At 60.6% G+C, this 14965-nt stretch carries 18 protein-coding genes and 1 tRNA gene; 8 read left to right on the top strand and 11 right to left on the bottom strand.

What is annotated here, in order from left to right; genetic code table 11:
• Positions 1-17: 17 nt before the first annotated feature.
• The 3 genes from CHU71_RS00095 to CHU71_RS00085 all read right to left on the bottom strand — a co-directional run bounded on the left by CHU71_RS00095 (position 18) and on the right by CHU71_RS00085 (position 2747).
• Entirely contained in the window at positions 18-776 is a 759-nt protein-coding gene (locus CHU71_RS00095; RefSeq protein WP_005530472.1) for a decaprenylphospho-beta-D-erythro-pentofuranosid-2-ulose 2-reductase, read from the bottom strand.
• A 52-nt stretch (positions 777-828) separates the two neighbouring features.
• Entirely contained in the window at positions 829-2244 is a 1416-nt protein-coding gene (locus CHU71_RS00090; RefSeq protein WP_005530470.1) for an FAD-binding oxidoreductase, read from the bottom strand.
• 224 nt (positions 2245-2468) lie between these two features.
• On the bottom strand, positions 2469-2747 hold the full coding sequence (locus CHU71_RS00085; protein ID WP_049145497.1) for a hypothetical protein: 279 nt from the start codon (positions 2745-2747) through the stop codon (positions 2469-2471).
• Positions 2748-2781: 34 nt separating this feature from the next.
• On the opposite strand from CHU71_RS00085, the gene CHU71_RS00080 reads away from it, so the two are divergent.
• The 4 genes from CHU71_RS00080 to CHU71_RS00065 are packed head-to-tail and all read left to right on the top strand — an operon-like array spanning position 2782 to position 5193.
• Positions 2782-3282, top strand: coding sequence for a hypothetical protein (locus tag CHU71_RS00080; RefSeq protein WP_147759810.1), 501 nt, complete (start codon positions 2782-2784; stop codon positions 3280-3282).
• A 29-nt stretch (positions 3283-3311) separates the two neighbouring features.
• Positions 3312-4214, top strand: coding sequence for a plasmid pRiA4b ORF-3 family protein (locus CHU71_RS00075; RefSeq protein ID WP_147759809.1), 903 nt, complete (start codon positions 3312-3314; stop codon positions 4212-4214).
• A 50-nt stretch (positions 4215-4264) separates the two neighbouring features.
• Positions 4265-4732 (top strand): GtrA family protein, encoded by a 468-nt coding sequence (locus tag CHU71_RS00070; protein ID WP_255456367.1) that lies wholly within the window; start codon positions 4265-4267, stop codon positions 4730-4732.
• Positions 4732-5193, top strand: coding sequence for a GtrA family protein (locus CHU71_RS00065; RefSeq protein WP_049145489.1), 462 nt, complete (start codon positions 4732-4734; stop codon positions 5191-5193). Before CHU71_RS00070 ends, CHU71_RS00065 begins: the two co-directional genes overlap by 1 nt.
• Before the next feature lie 14 nt (positions 5194-5207).
• Here CHU71_RS00065 and CHU71_RS00060 read toward each other — a convergent pair whose 3' ends face one another.
• Positions 5208-6122 (bottom strand): glycosyltransferase, encoded by a 915-nt coding sequence (locus tag CHU71_RS00060; protein WP_174775811.1) that lies wholly within the window; start codon positions 6120-6122, stop codon positions 5208-5210.
• A 35-nt stretch (positions 6123-6157) separates the two neighbouring features.
• On the opposite strand from CHU71_RS00060, the gene CHU71_RS00055 reads away from it, so the two are divergent.
• A complete protein-coding gene (locus CHU71_RS00055; RefSeq protein WP_147759807.1) occupies positions 6158-6835 on the top strand; it encodes a GNAT family N-acetyltransferase in 678 nt (225 codons plus the stop codon).
• Here CHU71_RS00055 and CHU71_RS00050 read toward each other — a convergent pair.
• Together CHU71_RS00050 and CHU71_RS00045 are read right to left on the bottom strand one after the other, a co-directional pair.
• Positions 6832-7638 carry an ABC transporter ATP-binding protein gene (locus tag CHU71_RS00050; RefSeq protein ID WP_147759806.1) on the bottom strand — a complete coding sequence of 269 codons (807 nt, stop codon included), beginning with the start codon at positions 7636-7638 and terminating at the stop codon, positions 6832-6834. The two genes, CHU71_RS00055 and CHU71_RS00050, sit on opposite strands and share 4 nt — an antisense overlap.
• Before the next feature lie 28 nt (positions 7639-7666).
• On the bottom strand, positions 7667-8518 hold the full coding sequence (locus CHU71_RS00045) for an ABC transporter permease (RefSeq protein ID WP_046645839.1): 852 nt from the start codon (positions 8516-8518) through the stop codon (positions 7667-7669).
• Positions 8519-8758: 240 nt separating this feature from the next.
• On the opposite strand from CHU71_RS00045, the gene CHU71_RS00040 reads away from it, so the two are divergent.
• The gene (locus tag CHU71_RS00040; RefSeq protein ID WP_187271976.1) at positions 8759-10015 is read left to right on the top strand and encodes an aminotransferase class V-fold PLP-dependent enzyme; all 1257 of its coding nucleotides are present in this window, start codon (positions 8759-8761) and stop codon (positions 10013-10015) included.
• Positions 10016-10049: 34 nt separating this feature from the next.
• On the opposite strand, the gene CHU71_RS00035 is transcribed toward CHU71_RS00040, so the two are convergent.
• Positions 10050-11006, bottom strand: a complete 957-nt coding sequence (locus CHU71_RS00035) for an NAD(P)H-quinone oxidoreductase (RefSeq protein WP_005530448.1) — start codon at positions 11004-11006, stop codon at positions 10050-10052.
• 105 nt (positions 11007-11111) lie between these two features.
• On the opposite strand from CHU71_RS00035, the gene CHU71_RS00030 reads away from it, so the two are divergent.
• Positions 11112-11196, top strand: a tRNA-Ser gene (locus CHU71_RS00030).
• Positions 11197-11387: 191 nt separating this feature from the next.
• Here the strand turns inward: CHU71_RS00030 and CHU71_RS00025 are convergent.
• From CHU71_RS00025 to CHU71_RS00010, 4 genes are read right to left on the bottom strand one after another with little or no spacing between them, the layout of a single operon-like run.
• Positions 11388-12392: a ThiF family adenylyltransferase gene (locus CHU71_RS00025; RefSeq protein ID WP_147759805.1), complete on the bottom strand. Its 1005-nt coding sequence runs from the start codon at positions 12390-12392 to the stop codon at positions 11388-11390.
• Complete coding sequence (locus CHU71_RS00020) at positions 12389-12835, bottom strand: molybdenum cofactor biosynthesis protein MoaE (protein ID WP_049151562.1); 447 nt, start codon at positions 12833-12835, stop codon at positions 12389-12391. The genes CHU71_RS00025 and CHU71_RS00020 overlap by 4 nt, the downstream gene beginning before the upstream one ends.
• The gene (locus tag CHU71_RS00015) at positions 12825-13295 is read right to left on the bottom strand and encodes a molybdenum cofactor biosynthesis protein B (RefSeq protein ID WP_147759804.1); all 471 of its coding nucleotides are present in this window, start codon (positions 13293-13295) and stop codon (positions 12825-12827) included. The genes CHU71_RS00020 and CHU71_RS00015 overlap by 11 nt, the downstream gene beginning before the upstream one ends.
• Positions 13295-14446 carry a molybdopterin molybdotransferase MoeA gene (locus tag CHU71_RS00010; RefSeq protein ID WP_147759803.1) on the bottom strand — a complete coding sequence of 384 codons (1152 nt, stop codon included), beginning with the start codon at positions 14444-14446 and terminating at the stop codon, positions 13295-13297. Before CHU71_RS00010 ends, CHU71_RS00015 begins: the two co-directional genes overlap by 1 nt.
• A gap of 93 nt (positions 14447-14539) precedes the next feature.
• On the opposite strand from CHU71_RS00010, the gene CHU71_RS00005 reads away from it, so the two are divergent.
• A complete protein-coding gene (locus CHU71_RS00005) occupies positions 14540-14797 on the top strand; it encodes a MoaD/ThiS family protein (protein ID WP_147759802.1) in 258 nt (85 codons plus the stop codon).
• Positions 14798-14965: the final 168 nt, after the last annotated feature.

Raw genomic sequence — 14965 nt, 5'->3', positions numbered from 1 at the left:
GAGGGAATTGCAGGAATTTAGAAAGGCAGCTTTCGGAAGATGGCCTGCGGGATGAACTTGAACGCCAAAGAAACGTACTCGAACAGCGGGTGGACGTAGATCGACTGGGTGCCGTTGAGGATCGCCTTGACGGTGGCCTTAGCTACATCCGGGACGTCGACAGTCAGCGGAGCCTCGCCGGCTGCAGCGGACATCTTGGTGCGCACCTGGCCTGGACGGACCACGAGCACCTTGGCGCCGGAGCCGCGCAGGGCCTCACCGAGGTTGATGAAGAAGCCGTCCACGCCAGCCTTCGAGGCACCGTAGACAAAGTTGGAGCGGCGTACGCGCATACCGGCCACGGAGGACAGTGCCACGATGGTGCCGTGGCCCTGCTCCTTGAACTTCTGGCCCAGAAGGACGCCCAAGGACACTGGTGCGGTGAAGTTGGTCTGTGCGGAAGCCACGGCCTTGGCCTGGTTCTGCCAGAGTTCTTCCTGGTCACCGAGGGTACCGAAGGCGATGATGGCGACGTCGACGTCGCCGCGCTCCCATGCCTGCTTGACGACGTCCGGGTGGGAATCGAAGTCAGTCGCGTCAAAGTTGATGACCTCAACGTCAGCGCCGCGGGAGGTCAACGTGGCCTTTGCGTCGTCGATGCGCGGGGAATCAGCGCGTGCCGCGAGGGTGACCTTGGCTGGGCCACGGTCGAGGAATTCCTCGACGATGCCGAGGCCGATCTCGGAAGTGCCGCCAAGAAGAAGGATGTGTTGTGCTTGGCCTACTGCATTAAGCATGTGGGTTGTTCCTTAATTTTTCTGCTGGTCTTGAACGAAGGTTGCGAAACTCTTAGTGAAGCTCAAGACGGCGGGACATATCGGATGCAAAGACGCCGGTTGGGTCAATCTCGTTGCGGGTGGCAAGCCAGCCCTCCATGCCTGGGTACATCTTGTGGAAGTTCTCCGCAGAGGTGCGGGACTCCTTGGCCAGGTAGAGGCGGCCGCCGAATTCCATGACGCGCTTGTCCAGATCATCGAGGAAAGCACCGAGCCCCGGCTTGATTGGGAAGTCCACGCAGACGTTCCAACCCGGCATTGGGTAGGACAGCGGAGCCTTGTTGCCCGGGCCGAAGAGCTTGAACACGTTGAGCGCGGAGTAGTGGCCGGAGCGCTGCATGTCGCGGATGATTTCCTTGAAAGGCTCAACTGCCTCGGTCGGAACCACGAACTGGTACTGCAGGAAGCCGTTGGAGCCGTAGCCACGGTTCCACTCGCCGATGAGATCCAGCGGCTGGTAGAACTGCGTCAGGTTCTTGATCTTGTTACGAGCCGGAGCGCCCATAAGGTAGTAAGCCTCGCCGATGGCCATCAGGGAGAGCTTGTTCATGGTGAAGTTCGGGAAGATGTCCGGAACGGTCATCAGCTGCGGCGCGTTGAACTTCAGCGGATCCTTGGCCAGCTTCGGTGCTAGCTCCTCGAGCTGTGCCAGGGTAGCCAGGGAACCACGGGAGATGGTGGAACGGCCCAGCTTTGGCTCAGGGGAGATGACGTCGAACCAAGCAGAGGAGTAGGTGTAGTTGTGCTCCGATCCATCAGAGTGGAACGCAACTGTTTCCTCCAGGTTCTCAGTGCGGTCAGTGTCCGCGATGAAGTAGGCAGTCTCCGTCTTGGTCATGCGGATCTTGGCACGCAGGATGATGCCGGTCAGGCCCATGCCGCCCACGGTGGCCCAGAAGAGGTCTCCGTCTGGATCATCCTTGGAACCGCTAGGTTCCAAGTGGAGGACGCGGCCGTCAGCCACGAGCAGCTCCATGGAAACTACGTGGTTGCCAAAGGAACCAGCGGAGTGGTGGTTCTTGCCGTGGATGTCAGGGCCGATTGCGCCGCCGATGGTGACCTGGCGGGTGCCCGGCAGGACCGGAACCCACAAGCCATACGGCAGGGCCGCCTTCATCAACTGGTCAAGGGTGACGCCGCCGTCGACGTCAACGATTGCGGACTCCGGGTCGATGGAGTGGATCTTGTTGAGCGGCTGCATGTCGATGACCAGACCGCCACTGTTTTGGGCGGGGTCACCGTAGGAACGGCCCATGCCGCGGGCGATGACGCCACGGCGGAGGTGCGATGGCTTGTCGGAGTTGTCTTCAGCAACCTGCGCGACGGCCTTCTTGATGACCTCGACGTCCTCGGTTGACAGTACGTGGGCAGTCGTCGGTGCGGTGCGGCCCCAGCCGTGCAGGGACTTTTCGGTGGTATGTAGTTCCATCTCTTACTCTTTACTCGACGTGATATGTCGTACCCAGCCTACCCACCTATCCAGACACGTGACGTTTGTGGCGTTAGTGATATTTGGAACATACTCAGACACAAAACATTTCCGAATATGTGGGTTTTGGCCGTTTAACGTCGCTATTCAGTGTGGAGTTGGCTGCAATGGCGCGGCGTCATGAAAATCCCACAGCTGCCAATGCCATTGGCCACTAGCGTTCGTTAATACAGATCCATGATGTCGCGGATTTCATCAGGTAACTGCTCTTGTGAGGTGATTTCTGGTCCCTCGTAGCCGCGCAGAATTTCATAAACCCGGCGGCGTGAGGTGGAGTCCAGGATGGGGAGCTCTTCCGCCATCAGGCGAGTCATGAATCCATCGAGCGGAAGATTCGTGTGTTCCGTGGCGAGGAAGTGTCCGTTGCGCTTGTCATCTTCTTGGCGTTCATCCTGCGCCGCACGCTGGGCGGGAGTCAGATGCTCTTTCTTCGATGAGTACATGCGTTTTAGCATAGTTCCGCATAAAGTTATGCCCATGAATCAGCCACATTCGCAGCATGAATCTAACGTCCAAGTTGACACCCGCGTTGACAACTACGCACTTGATGACACCCTCGCCGGCCGCATCACGCAGTCCGCAGCAGCAGGTCTGATGCTCTCTTTCCCGGATTGGATTAAGAACAAAACGGCCCTTAGCATCACCTACGTCTTCTCCTTCATCGGCTTCGGAGCCCTCGTCGCCATCACGAATGCCCAGCGCGAGGATGAAGAACCACAAGCCGAGCAGCCACCAGTCGAGCATCCACAAGCCGAGCAAAACGATTCTGACCTCAAGCAGTGGGCTGTCTCCGCAGCGGTCATCCTTCTTTTTGTGCTGGGCGGTTTTATTAACGTCAAGGTTTCCCAGGCAGTGGTCAAGCGCCTGCGTAAGCGAGGTCTTTCCAAACCATGGACTGCATGGGGCGCAATTACTGCTGCTTTCGTATTCCTCGTGAGTGAGCTCGAAGCTCGCGATATCGAAAAGCTCGCTGCGTAGCCTCGCAAGTTTTGCGTATGGTGGGGCTCATGAGCCTCAAGGTCACAGATTTGAGTCAAGCACGCGCCAAGCGTGAAGACTCGCTAGTGACCCTCAAGAGTGAGCCTCTCACCGTCATCTGCCAAGTCTCTAACGTACGGGCAGAAGCAGAAGCACACCGACAGATCGGTTTCTCAGACGCTTTTACCTTCGCGGAGCTCCACCGTGTCCTAGAAGTCAGCTTCGGGCTTCCCGATGAGGATTCACCGTGGCATTTTTATGAGCATCGCGACGCCCGTGGCTGCCGCATTGACCCTGAGCATCAGGTCTCTGAATTCCTCTGGAAAGAGGGAGACCAGGTTGACTACGTGTGGGGCCTGTGGGACTTTAGCCTGGTGGTCGCGGAGATCTACCCACGTGATACTGGCACCCCGGAGGCCCTATGCGTGGGCGGTTCTGGCTCCTTCCTGGTGCCTTTTGATCTCACCGCAATTAATGCTGAGCTAACAGGGCAGGAAACCATCGATGAGGTCCTCAATATCGTGGTTCCGCCAGTGCGCGCGATCATTGAGAGAACTAAACTCTTCGACTTCGTACCCCTGCTCCAAGCCCTTGATCTAGAGCGCCCCGAAAGTACTGACAATGCCGATACTTCCCGCGCCGGTTTGGACTCCTTGCCCCGCGAGGTCACCTCAGAAGGACAGGATGCTTTCTGGTCGATGACGCTTGGTCTTTCCTGCATGGGCGGGCACGAGCTCACCAATTCTGTGGCCGAGGCAACCATGGAAGCTCTTGGATGGGTAGCGGATGATGGGGCGAGCCTAAGCGGTGAAGAAATCCGCGAATTATGTGCTGCTTCTTTGGAGGAACTGGCTGCCATGGGCGCTTACGGTGCCGATGCTTTGGCGCCTGTGGATCGGCTCGACATTTACCGTGCATTGCTGCGCAGGTAGGCTATTTAGCCGTGATTGATAAAAATCCTAATGCCCATAGTCGTGGCAACATTGACGGCAACGTTGAGGGAAACGTCGGGGGAGACGTTGACACTAACGTCGCCGATGTTGAGGTCCGACGCTCCTCGTTGCAGACGCAGCTTTTTCGCTTTGTCTCCGTGGGCGTGTTCACCGCGGCTATTGATTATGGCCTGACTTTGTTGCTGACCTCACTGGGTCTGCACAGGTCCGCGGCTAAGGCCATAGGTTGGGTCTTTGGTACCATCGCGGCCTACATCGCGAATGCCCGCTGGACGTTCGGCTCACAGGTCTCCGGCCGCACCGCCGGCGCTGTCGCGGCGCTGTACGCCTCCACCTTCGCTGTGCAGAACTTCCTCTATTGGGCACTCAACGCACCGCTTATCTCCATGGGATTTGAGGGCGCTGTTAAGGACACCATTGCGTTCGTCATCGCGCAGGGTGTGGCCACCGTGACCAACTTTGCCATCCAGCGCATCTTCATTTTTAAAGGTGATTGATGAGTAACGCGGCGCAGCGGCTCTCGCACTCAAATTCCCTGCAAGCACAAGGCTTCAAGTTCGCAATCACGGGCGTGATTGCAGCGGTGATTGATGCTGGTCTGACATGGATTTTCCAGATCGGCTTGGACTTGCTTGGCGACGTCGCCGCCCGCACCGTCGGCTTCATCTTCGGCACCTTGACGGCGTATTTGTTAAATCGCCGTTGGACTTTTAATGCGAAGGCCTCGAAGCGGCGCTTGGCCGCAGTGGTGGGCACTTATGCACTGACCTATGCGGTCAACATCATTCTCTACCGCTGGGCGTTCCCCTTCTTTGACCACGACCTTGAGTGGCCCTCCTCCTGGGCCTTGGTCGTGGCCTTTGTGATCGCGCAGGGTACTGCCACGCTGATTAATTTCTTTGTGCAGCGTTGGGTCATCTTCCGCAGCACGCGGAAGTCCTTTGTGGTGGACAATTAAGCCCAGCAGAGCGCTTAAGGGCGGTGGAAGTCTTCTTTGCGGCCCTTGTTGTGCAGGTTGAGCCACTCGAGGAAGCCCTTGGGATCGCGCCTTTGCACGAGGAAGAACCAGCCAAAACGTGCAAACTCCTGGGGGAGAAGTTTGCGCATGCCGCGCTGCCACAGCAGGTAGCCGCGGTTGCGGTAGGTGAAGTAGCGCTTGAACTCACCGGCGGGGTACTGGGTATGCATCTTGCCGCCCAGGATCGGCTTGAACTCGTCGGAGCCATCTGGGTGCAGGTAGCTGGTAGTCAGCGCGGTGCCGAACTGGAGACCGGAATTTACGAGGCGGCGGTGGTACTCCACCTCGTCGCCGCGGATGAAGAGGCGGTAGTCGGGGACGCCGATGATTTGCATGGCCTCAGCGGAGATGAGTGCGCCGTTGAAGAGGGAGGCGATGCCGGGCAGGAAGTCGCCCTCGAGCTCGCTCATGTAGCGGCGCCACACGAGTCCCTGGCGCAGTGGGAATGCCAGGCGTGCGGGCTCGTTGATGTTGCATACGGCAGGGGAGACCTCGTGCAGGGAGTTGGTTTCAGCGACGCGGTAGAGCTCGGCGAGGACGTTGTTGTCTGCTGGGCACCCGTCATCGTCGGCGCACCATACAGCGTCGGCACCGAGGGACAGAGCGGTGAGGAAGCCGAGGGCGAAGCCGCCTGCACCGCCCAGGTTGGTCTGGGAGGGGATGTATACGGCGCGCTCCCCGGCGATGGACTCAACGAGGTCCTTGACGGCGTCTTCGGCACCGTTATCCACAACGATGATCCACTGCACAGGGTGGGTTTGGCGTGCTACCTGCTCCAACGAGGCGCGCAGCAGTTCAACGCGCTGGTGGGTGACAATTACGGCGGCCGTGGAACCGGCAGTGCTCAAGGTGGCAGTCATGCGTTCCATTCTGCCACCCTTGCGGAGGCGTATAGGCTTTGGACATGGAGTTAGAAAAGATGTGGCCGCCTTTTGCGGTGCGCATTCACGCCAGCGATGGCAAGCAGAACATTTCGATGCGTGTCATGCGCGATACAGACATTGCTGCAATTAATGGGGTCACTCCGGAGGAGATCTATGGGGCCGAAATCCCGCGGCACGCGTTCGGCTGGCTCTTCGACGGCGATCCTTATGCCTCAGCGCGCATGCGGTGGGAGCACCGAGCAAGGATGTCTCCCGCAGAATGGTCTCTCGATTTTGTAGTGTGCATGGACCAGGAAATCATCGGCGTGGTTGACATGCGCGGTAGTGAGTTTGCAGTTCACAAGGAGGTGTCCACGGGTTCCTGGATTTATCATCGCCACCAGGGCAAAGGCTTAGGCACGCTGGTGCGTCATGCAGTAGCGGGATTTTGCTTTGGTGAACTGGGCACACAGACCCTGAGTACTGGGTGGGTGCAGGGCAATCATGCCTCTGAGAGGGTGTCGATGAAGCTGGGCTATGAGCTTTACGACGCCGGCCTAGCCGCCACCTTGCCCTGTGGTCCAGAAAAGAACGAGCTGCCCATCCGGCGCGCACGCCTTGCTCGGGATAGGTACAATAATGCCGGCTACACCGTCACGGTGGACGGAATAACCGGCGCATTGAGGAAGCAGCTCGGGGCGTCGCCAAGCGCGGCTTAGGCCTTGCCCGTGCCTTCTTCCTTTTCGAAGCGTTGGCGTAGTTCCTTGACGTATTCGCCTACCTCGGGGCCTTCGTATTCGCCGACTACTTCAGAGACCTCGCCGGCAGAGCGGATGGTGCCGTGGTCAATCCACAATGCCGTGTTGCACAGCTGCGCCAGGAAGTCGTTGGAGTGCGAAGCAAAGACCAGGATGCCGGAGCGCTTGACCAGCTCTTGGAGGCGCACACGAGCTTTGGCCATGAAGGCGGCGTCGACAGCGCCGATGCCCTCATCGAGCAGGAGGATCTCTGGCTCAATCGAAGTCACCACGCCCAAGGCTAGGCGCACGCGCATACCGGTGGAGTAGGTGCGCAGCGGCATGGCGAGGTAGTCACCCAGTTCAGAGAACTCGGCGATCTCATCCATCTTGTTTTTCATCTGCTTGATGGTCTGGCCCAAGAACAGGCCGCGGATGATGATGTTGTCGTAGCCGGAGACCTCCGGGTCCATGCCTACGCCTAAGTCAAAGACAGGGGCGACGCGTCCGCGGACGTCGGCGGAGCCGCGGGTGGGCTCGTAGATGCCCGAGAGCAGACGCAGCAGCGTGGACTTGCCTGCGCCATTGTGGCCCACCAGTCCAACGCGGTCACCTTCGCGGAGGTGCAGGTTGATTTCTTTGAGGGCCTCAACCACCACCGTGTTGTCGCTGTTCTTGCCAATCGCACCGCCAGCTGAGGAAAGTACAGCCTTCTTTAAGGAGCGGGACTTGGCATCAAAGATGGGAAAGTCCACGCAAGCGTTATAAGTATCGATAGAAACCATTGTTGAAGATCCTTTCGTGCAGCTTGCGCTATACCCAGTAGCTCACGCGGAAGCGCCACTGGCGCATGGCTAAGCCGGCAACGAAGATGCCCACAAGCGTGCAGGCAATGACAATGAGCCAGTGATAGCCGGCGACAGGTTCACCGATCATAGGAGCACGGACGATCTCCATGTAGTGATACAGCGGGTTAATCTCCGCAATGCGTGCACGGCTGGCTACAGCACCGCCCTGATCCTTCAAGGTGTTGGTCATCCACACAATCGGCGTGACGTAGAACAACAGCTGCGTCAGTGCCTCAAGCAGCGGTGCGACGTCGCGGAAGCGCGTTGCCACGATGCCGAAGAACATGGCCACCCACACGCCGTTGACCAGCAACAGTGCCAGCGCCGGGATGAACAGGAAGAACTCCCAACCCAAGTGGCGGGGGAAGATGATGATGAGCAGCAGCCAAATGATTAGGTTGTGGCCCAAGAAGAGCGTCTGCCGCCACACCAGGCGATAGACGTGGACTGACAACGGAGCCGGCAGCTGTTTAATCAGTCCCTCATTATCAATGAAGACGGTTGAGCCCTCCTTGATGGCACCCGAGATGAAGTTCCACATAATAAGTCCCACGGTGACGTGAGGGAGGAACTCCGCGACGGGGATCTGGAACAGCATTGAGTACAAAAGGCCCAAAGCAGCAGCCATCACACCAGTGGCGATGGTGATCCAGAAGGGGCCGAGAACGGAGCGGCGGTAGCGTTGCTTGATGTCCTGAATACCCAGCATGAACCACAGTTCGCGCTGCTTGGCGCCTTGAATAAGGTCGGCAAAAGCAGTCCGCAGGGTCATGGACTGGGACGCCGGCACCTCGCTTGACTCCGGGGTGGAGGTCATGCGGGCGATGTCGGCGCGCAATTGATTGTTGTCTTGCACGTCAAAACACCCTAGCGTGCATCCAGGCTAAACGGGTATCTACACGCCGCTTGTGCTGGGAAAATGCTTGAGACCAGCGGTTATCCTGTTTTAGGAATCCGGAGGGAAACACGTATAGAGTAGGGTGTCGATCGCCCCACAGCGGCCCCGAAAATCGTTGCGTTTGGGAACCAATGAAAGGCACGGAGGAAGGTTATATACATGCCATTAGGCTTGCCATCGAGGTATGACGTCGCCAGCGTGCGAGGTCTTTACACTGGCCTATCGGACGGATGGACCTACCTCAACGCAAACGCTGCGCCCCAGATTTCTGAGCGAGTGGCCGCAGGTGTTGCTCGTTCCTTCCGCATGTCGGCGGCGGTGGCCCCACAGGAAGATTCCACTGGTGCGCACTCCGCGAACCGCACGCCGGGGCAGCTTGAGGGCGCGCGTAATTACGACGCTGCCCGAATGGCGATCGCGGATCTCGTGGGCTCGAAGGCTAGCCGCGTTGTCTTAGGTCCTTCGCTGTCGGCGCTGTACCAGACGCTGGCGCGGAGCCTGCGCCCCATGCTGAGGCACAATTCTTCTGTCGTTTTATCCAAGCTCGATCCGCCTGCGCTCTACACCGCGCTGGCGGAAGTTGATGCGGACGTGCGTTGGGCACAGCCGGACCTCGGCACAGGTGAGCTTCCGGCGTTCCAGTACGCCGAGCTTGTCGACGGCTCCACCCGCCTCGTTTCCTTCTCCGCCGCCCATGAGTTGTTGGGCACTGTGACACCTACTGCTGAGATCATCGAAGAGATCCGCTCGCGCTCGCGTGCATGGACGCTTGTCGACGTCTCCGCGCTCGCCCCCTATCGACCCCTCGAGTTCGACGAGCTTGGGGCAGACATCCTTGGTATCGATATAGGCCTGCTCGGCGGCCCGCAGATCGCGGCCTTGGTATTCCGCGATGAAGCGATGTTCCGCAGGGTTGAATCGCATAGTCCGGTCAAGACTTCACACACTGCTGAAAAACTTGAGACTCCCGTGTCCACTGGCCTGGCCGGCGGCGTTGGGCCCTTGGTGGATCACCTTGCTGCGCTGGCGGGTGGCGAAGCCGGCTCCCGCCGCGTGCGCGTGCATAAGTCGATGGATGCGTTGAGTGATTACTTAAGCGAGCTCACCGCGGATCTATATACGTACCTGGGCACCTTGCCTGCCGTGCACATCCTGGGCGTGACGGGCGAGGCAGCAGCGGGGGCTTCAGATGATAGGCTGCCGCGCCTGACCTTCGCCGTGCAGGGCGTTCCCGCGGAGACTGTGCACCGTCGCCTCATTGACAACGGCTTGGTAACCACGCTGGCTTCCCGCACTCCGCTGCTGACTGAAATGGGTGCCGACGAAATTGGCGGTGCCGTTACCGTGGCACTGGGCCCATTCAACACGCATCATGACGTCGAGCAGCTCACCCGCGTGGTGGCTTCGCTGGCTTAGTGCTGCGGCACCGTCTTGCGGATGCGGGGTCGGTCTACACCTCGAGGACCAATTTGCCCGTGACCTCGCCGGAGTTGAGCGCGCGGTGGGCAGCGGCGGCGTCGGCAAGCGCAAAAGTGCCGTGGAGATGATGTTTGACCGTGCCGTCCTCGAGCCAGGGCCAGACGTGCTTGACGGTGTCCGCGACGATGGCGGCCTTGTCCTCAAGTGAGCGCGAACGCAGAGTGGTGCCTTGGAGGGTGAGGCGCTTGGCCAGAAGGATACCCATGTTGAGCTCCTCTTTTGTACCACCCTGGAGGCCGATGGTGACCAAGTGACCGTCGGTGGCTAGTGCCTTGAGGTTCTGCTTGAGGTACTTCGCGCCGATGATGTCGAGAATAACGTCACACTGGTTCTTGAGCTCCTCGGCGAAGTCCTGCTCCTTGTAATTAATGAGGACGTCCGCGCCATAGCTCTTGCAGGTATCGAGCTTCTCCTGTGAGCCCGCAGTAACGGCGACCGTGGCGCCCAGAGCCTTAGCCACCTGGATTGCGAACAGGCCGATGCCGCCCGCGCCGCCGTGGATGAGGATGGTCTGGCCTTCGCGCAGCCCTGCCTCCATGGCAAGGTTGGACCACACGGTGCACGCGACCTCGATGACGGATGCGGTGTCGGTGAGTGAGAAGCCTTTGGGAATCGGCAGGAGCTGGCCGACGGGAACCGCAACGTACTCGGCGTAACCGCCGCCCGCGAGAAGTGCTCCAATCTGGGTGCCTTCGGTCCACTCGGTGCCGTTGGCATCGACGATCTCACCGGCGACCTCAAGGCCGATCGTCTCCGATGCGCCAGGTGGCGGCGGGTAGTGGCCGCGGGCCTGCAGCAGGTCTGCTCGGTTAACGCCGGCAGCGTGGACTTTGACGAGCACCTCCCCGGGATGGAGCAGTGGCTTTTCGACGACGCCTAGCTCCAGCGCGCCCGGATCCTCAGGGTTGGTTTGCACGATAGCTTTCATGCTCGCCCAGCTTAACGAAAAGTAGACCGTGCTTGGGTGGAGAACTGGGTGGGGGAATGTGAACTCGCTTGGTGGGTTTAGTAGGCTAAGTGAGTCGCAAGACAAGGAGACGTGGCAGAGCGGCCGAATGCACTGGTCTTGAAAACCAGCGTGGGTCAAACCACCGCGGGTTCAAATCCCGCCGTCTCCGCCGTGTGAAGTCTCGAGACATCGTTCCTGTGGATGGTGTCTCGAGACTTTTTCGCGCTTCGCATCGCCACGCGTGGTTTCATGTACCGATATATGTAAATAGCGGCCAGAAACCTGGTGATTCAGGCACGCTATATGCACACAGAGGTACATACGCCGTGGACTGTCTTCGGTTTCCTTAATATGGGCTGTCTACGCGGTATTCTGCTCGAGCCAGGCATTGATGCCGCCGCGCAGGGAGTAGACCTCTCTAAAGCCGCGCTCGCGCAGGGCCGCGACTGCCTGGGCGGAACGGATGCCGCCGGCGCAGTGGATGACGGCTGGCTCGTCGTGGCCCAAGTGCGGGTCCTCACCCGCCAGGATGCGGTCCAAAAGGAAATGCTCGGAGCCGGGAATGGAGTGCTCAGCGCGTTCGGCGTCGGTGCGCACATCGATGATGCGGTAACCGGAAGGGATCTCCCGGACCTCGGGGGTGTCGGCAGGCTGCGAAGGCACCGCGCCGCCGGATACGACGGGGATGTACTCCCACGTGCCGGAAAGCGCATCGTAGTAGCCGATCTTGCCCATGAGCAGGGAACCCGTGCCCGTGAGATGCTTGAGCGCCTCCAATGCCATGGCAGAACCCACCGTGCCCACGACTGGGCCCAGCACGCCGGCTTGGGAGCACGAAGGCACCGAGCCAGGGGCAGGTGCCGTGGGAAAGACGTCCTCGTAGACCGGGCCGCGGCCCGACCAGAATACGGAAAGCTGTGCATCGAATCCCAAAATCGAGGCCCAGACGTGCGGGATGCCCAGCTCGTGGCAGGCCCACGAGCACAGGTAGCGGGCCTCAAAGTTGTCGGTGCCGTCAAGGAGGATGTCGGCCTCAGCTAGTTGTTTCAGGGCCGTCGCCGATTCCAGGCGCGGGTGCTGAATGACCCGCACATCAGGGTTAAGCGCGTGGAGGGTCTCTGCCGCGGAGACGGTCTTCGGGCCACCAATGTCGTCCATACCGTGGATGACTTGGCGCTGCAGGTTGGAAAGGGAGACCACGTCGTCGTCGAAAAGCAGGATGCGTCCCACGCCCGCACCCGCGAGGTAGAGCAGGGCAGGCGAGCCCAGCCCGCCGGCACCAATCACCGCAACGGTGGAACGGGCCAGCTCGGCCTGGCCTTCTTCACCCCACAGTGCTTCCTGGCGCGCGTAACGAATGCTCATTCCAGCCCCACCCAATTGCTAAAACCGTCCGCGTGGCGCTGTTCCTTCCAGATGGGAACCTCCGCTTTCACGCGGTCGGCGCATTCCGCAGCAGCGGCGAATGCGTCGTGGCGGTGTGCCGCGGCGGCGATGACCACGAAGGCGGCGTCGCCAACGTGCAGGTCACCCGTGCGATGCGCGCACCACAAACGGGCCTTGGGGTGCGCGGCGATGACCTCATCTGCCACGCGCGCGATCTCCGCATCGGCCGAAGGATGCGCCGTATACGTAAGCAGCTCCACGCCGCCGCGGCCGCCGTCGTGATTGCGCACGATTCCCTCGAAAGTAACCACCGCACCCATCGCGGCGGTGGCCACCTCTGGGTATTCGATCGGTTCCGCGGTCATGAAAGCCCCGAGAACCTTTCCGGTATCGGCGCTGACATACGAAGGATCAGTGCTCATGCTTTCCTTCCAACTGGTCGATGATGTGCGGCAACAAGGGCTTCAACACCTTGCAGCCATCCTTCACGCCGCCCGTTGAGCCGGGCAAAGCCATGGCAAAGGTACGGGCGTTGACGCCAGCGACTGTACGCGAGAGCGCAGCAGTGGGCACGCTTGCCGACGCCGCGTAAAACGCGTGCGCAATCCCTGGCAGCTCCTTGGTTAGGTGCGAGGAGACGGCCTCGACAGTGGCGTCGTCAGGCGAAATGCCCGTGCCGCCGGAAGTAAGAATCACCGAGGGGCCCTCCGCGAAGACCGCGTTCAAGGCTTCGTCGATCTCCGCATCGGGGACGATGAGTGCGTTGGGCGTATCGAAACCCATGCGGCGCAGGAATTCCACCGCGATGGGGCCGGAACGGTCCTCGTAGATGCCCGCGGCTGCGCGGGTGGAGGCCACAATTACTACTGCGCGGCGGGCCATTAGAACGGGATCACCTCAACGACATCGCCCGGCTGCAGCTGTGCGCCGGCCGGGATGCGGATGAGGGCGTTGGCGCCCATGGCCTGGGACAACAGGTGCGACCCGGTGCCGCCGAAGAGCTCCGCGGTGGCGATGCCATTCTCGTAGTCCACGATGCCGCGGCGGAACTGATCGCGGCCCTCCAGGCCGGTGACAGGAACGGTGACCTGCGCGGTGTGTGCCGCGCGGGAGCGGCCCAACGCCGGGCCGAGGTAGACGCGGAAGCTGACCAACGTGGATACGGGGTTGCCGGGCAGGCAAATGACGGGGACGTCGCCAAGCTTGGCCAATCCCTGCGGGCCGCCGGGCTGTTGTGCCACGTGGCCGAACCAGCCATCCTCCTCGAAGACCTGGCGTACCACCTCGAACTTGCCGTGGGACACACCGCCAGAGGTGACGATGGCATCGGGCTGGTAGACGCGAACCACGCCCTCGAGATCGGAGCGAAGGATGCCTGGGTCGTCGTTGGTGCGGACAAAGGCGACGACCTCAATGCCGTACTCGCGGCACAATGCGGTGATCATCGGGGCGTTTGCGTCCGGGATGCTGGCCGCACCCTGGCCTCCGATCTCCGCACCGCCGGTGCACACGACGATGCGGGCAGGCGCGTAGACCTCGACCTCGGTGATGCCCTGGGAGGCAAGCGTGCCGATGGCGGCCGGGGTCAGGCGGGTGCCTTCCTCGACTAGGACCTTGCCCGCGGCGATGTCGGAGCCTGCAAGGCGAATGAACTGGCCCTCAGGGGCTGCGGGGATGGTCACGGTTTCGCCCTCGCGCGGGAACTGCGGCGGCTCGCATTGCTCGACGGGCACGATGGTGACGGTTCCCTCGGGCACCTTCGCGCCGGTCATGATGGGTGTTGCGATGCCATCGCGGGCGGAACCCGGCACAGCACCGGCTGCCACGGTGGCGCCTACGGTGAAGGTGCCGCCGGTGGTGGAGGTAATGGCGTAGCCATCCATCTGCGAGTTGTCGAAGCGCGGCATGTCATAAGCTGCGGTGATGGTGCGGGCGAGGATGAGACCGTCAACTTCCAGCAGGGAGCGGGTCACCACCGTCGGCGCAGGTAGTGCTCCACGGATGGCTGCAAGATGCTCTTCATAAGTGCGCATGACGGGTTCTCCTCGAGGCCTAAGACAACTGGGGCAATATAGAACCCTAATTTTAACGGTATTTCCACGATAAAAACTGGCATAGTGGCAGACATGGTTGAAATTCACTATTTCGCTGCCGCACGCGCTACGGCCGGCGTGAGCCATGAGCTTGTCGACGCCCCCGCGACCCTCGGCGAGCTCCTCAACGAACTGGCCACCACGCACACCGGGACTACCGAGGCTGGAATGGGCCTGGGCGAGGTCCTCGAGCGCTGTACCTTCCTGGTCGATGGCAAAAACGCCGAGCGCGCCGCCTCCCTCGTGGGTGCGACGCGTGTTGACGTGTTGCCGCCATTTGCAGGTGGGTAGGGCTGCTGGTCTGTTCCTAGGTGTTTAGGATTTCAAGGAGCTGATTCCGGTATTGCATTGTGAGGGTGTCTGTTTTCAGCACAACTAGGGGGAGCAGTGGTCAAGTCCGCGGATGTGGTGTATGAGTTCTTTCGAATCGTCGGTGATCGGTTAGCCGGGATCGGGTCC

The sequence above is a fragment of the Corynebacterium sp. LK14 genome (assembly GCF_008042215.1).
Lineage (GTDB): Bacteria > Actinomycetota > Actinomycetes > Mycobacteriales > Mycobacteriaceae > Corynebacterium > Corynebacterium striatum.
This window is presented reverse-complemented; position numbering and strand designations above follow the sequence as displayed.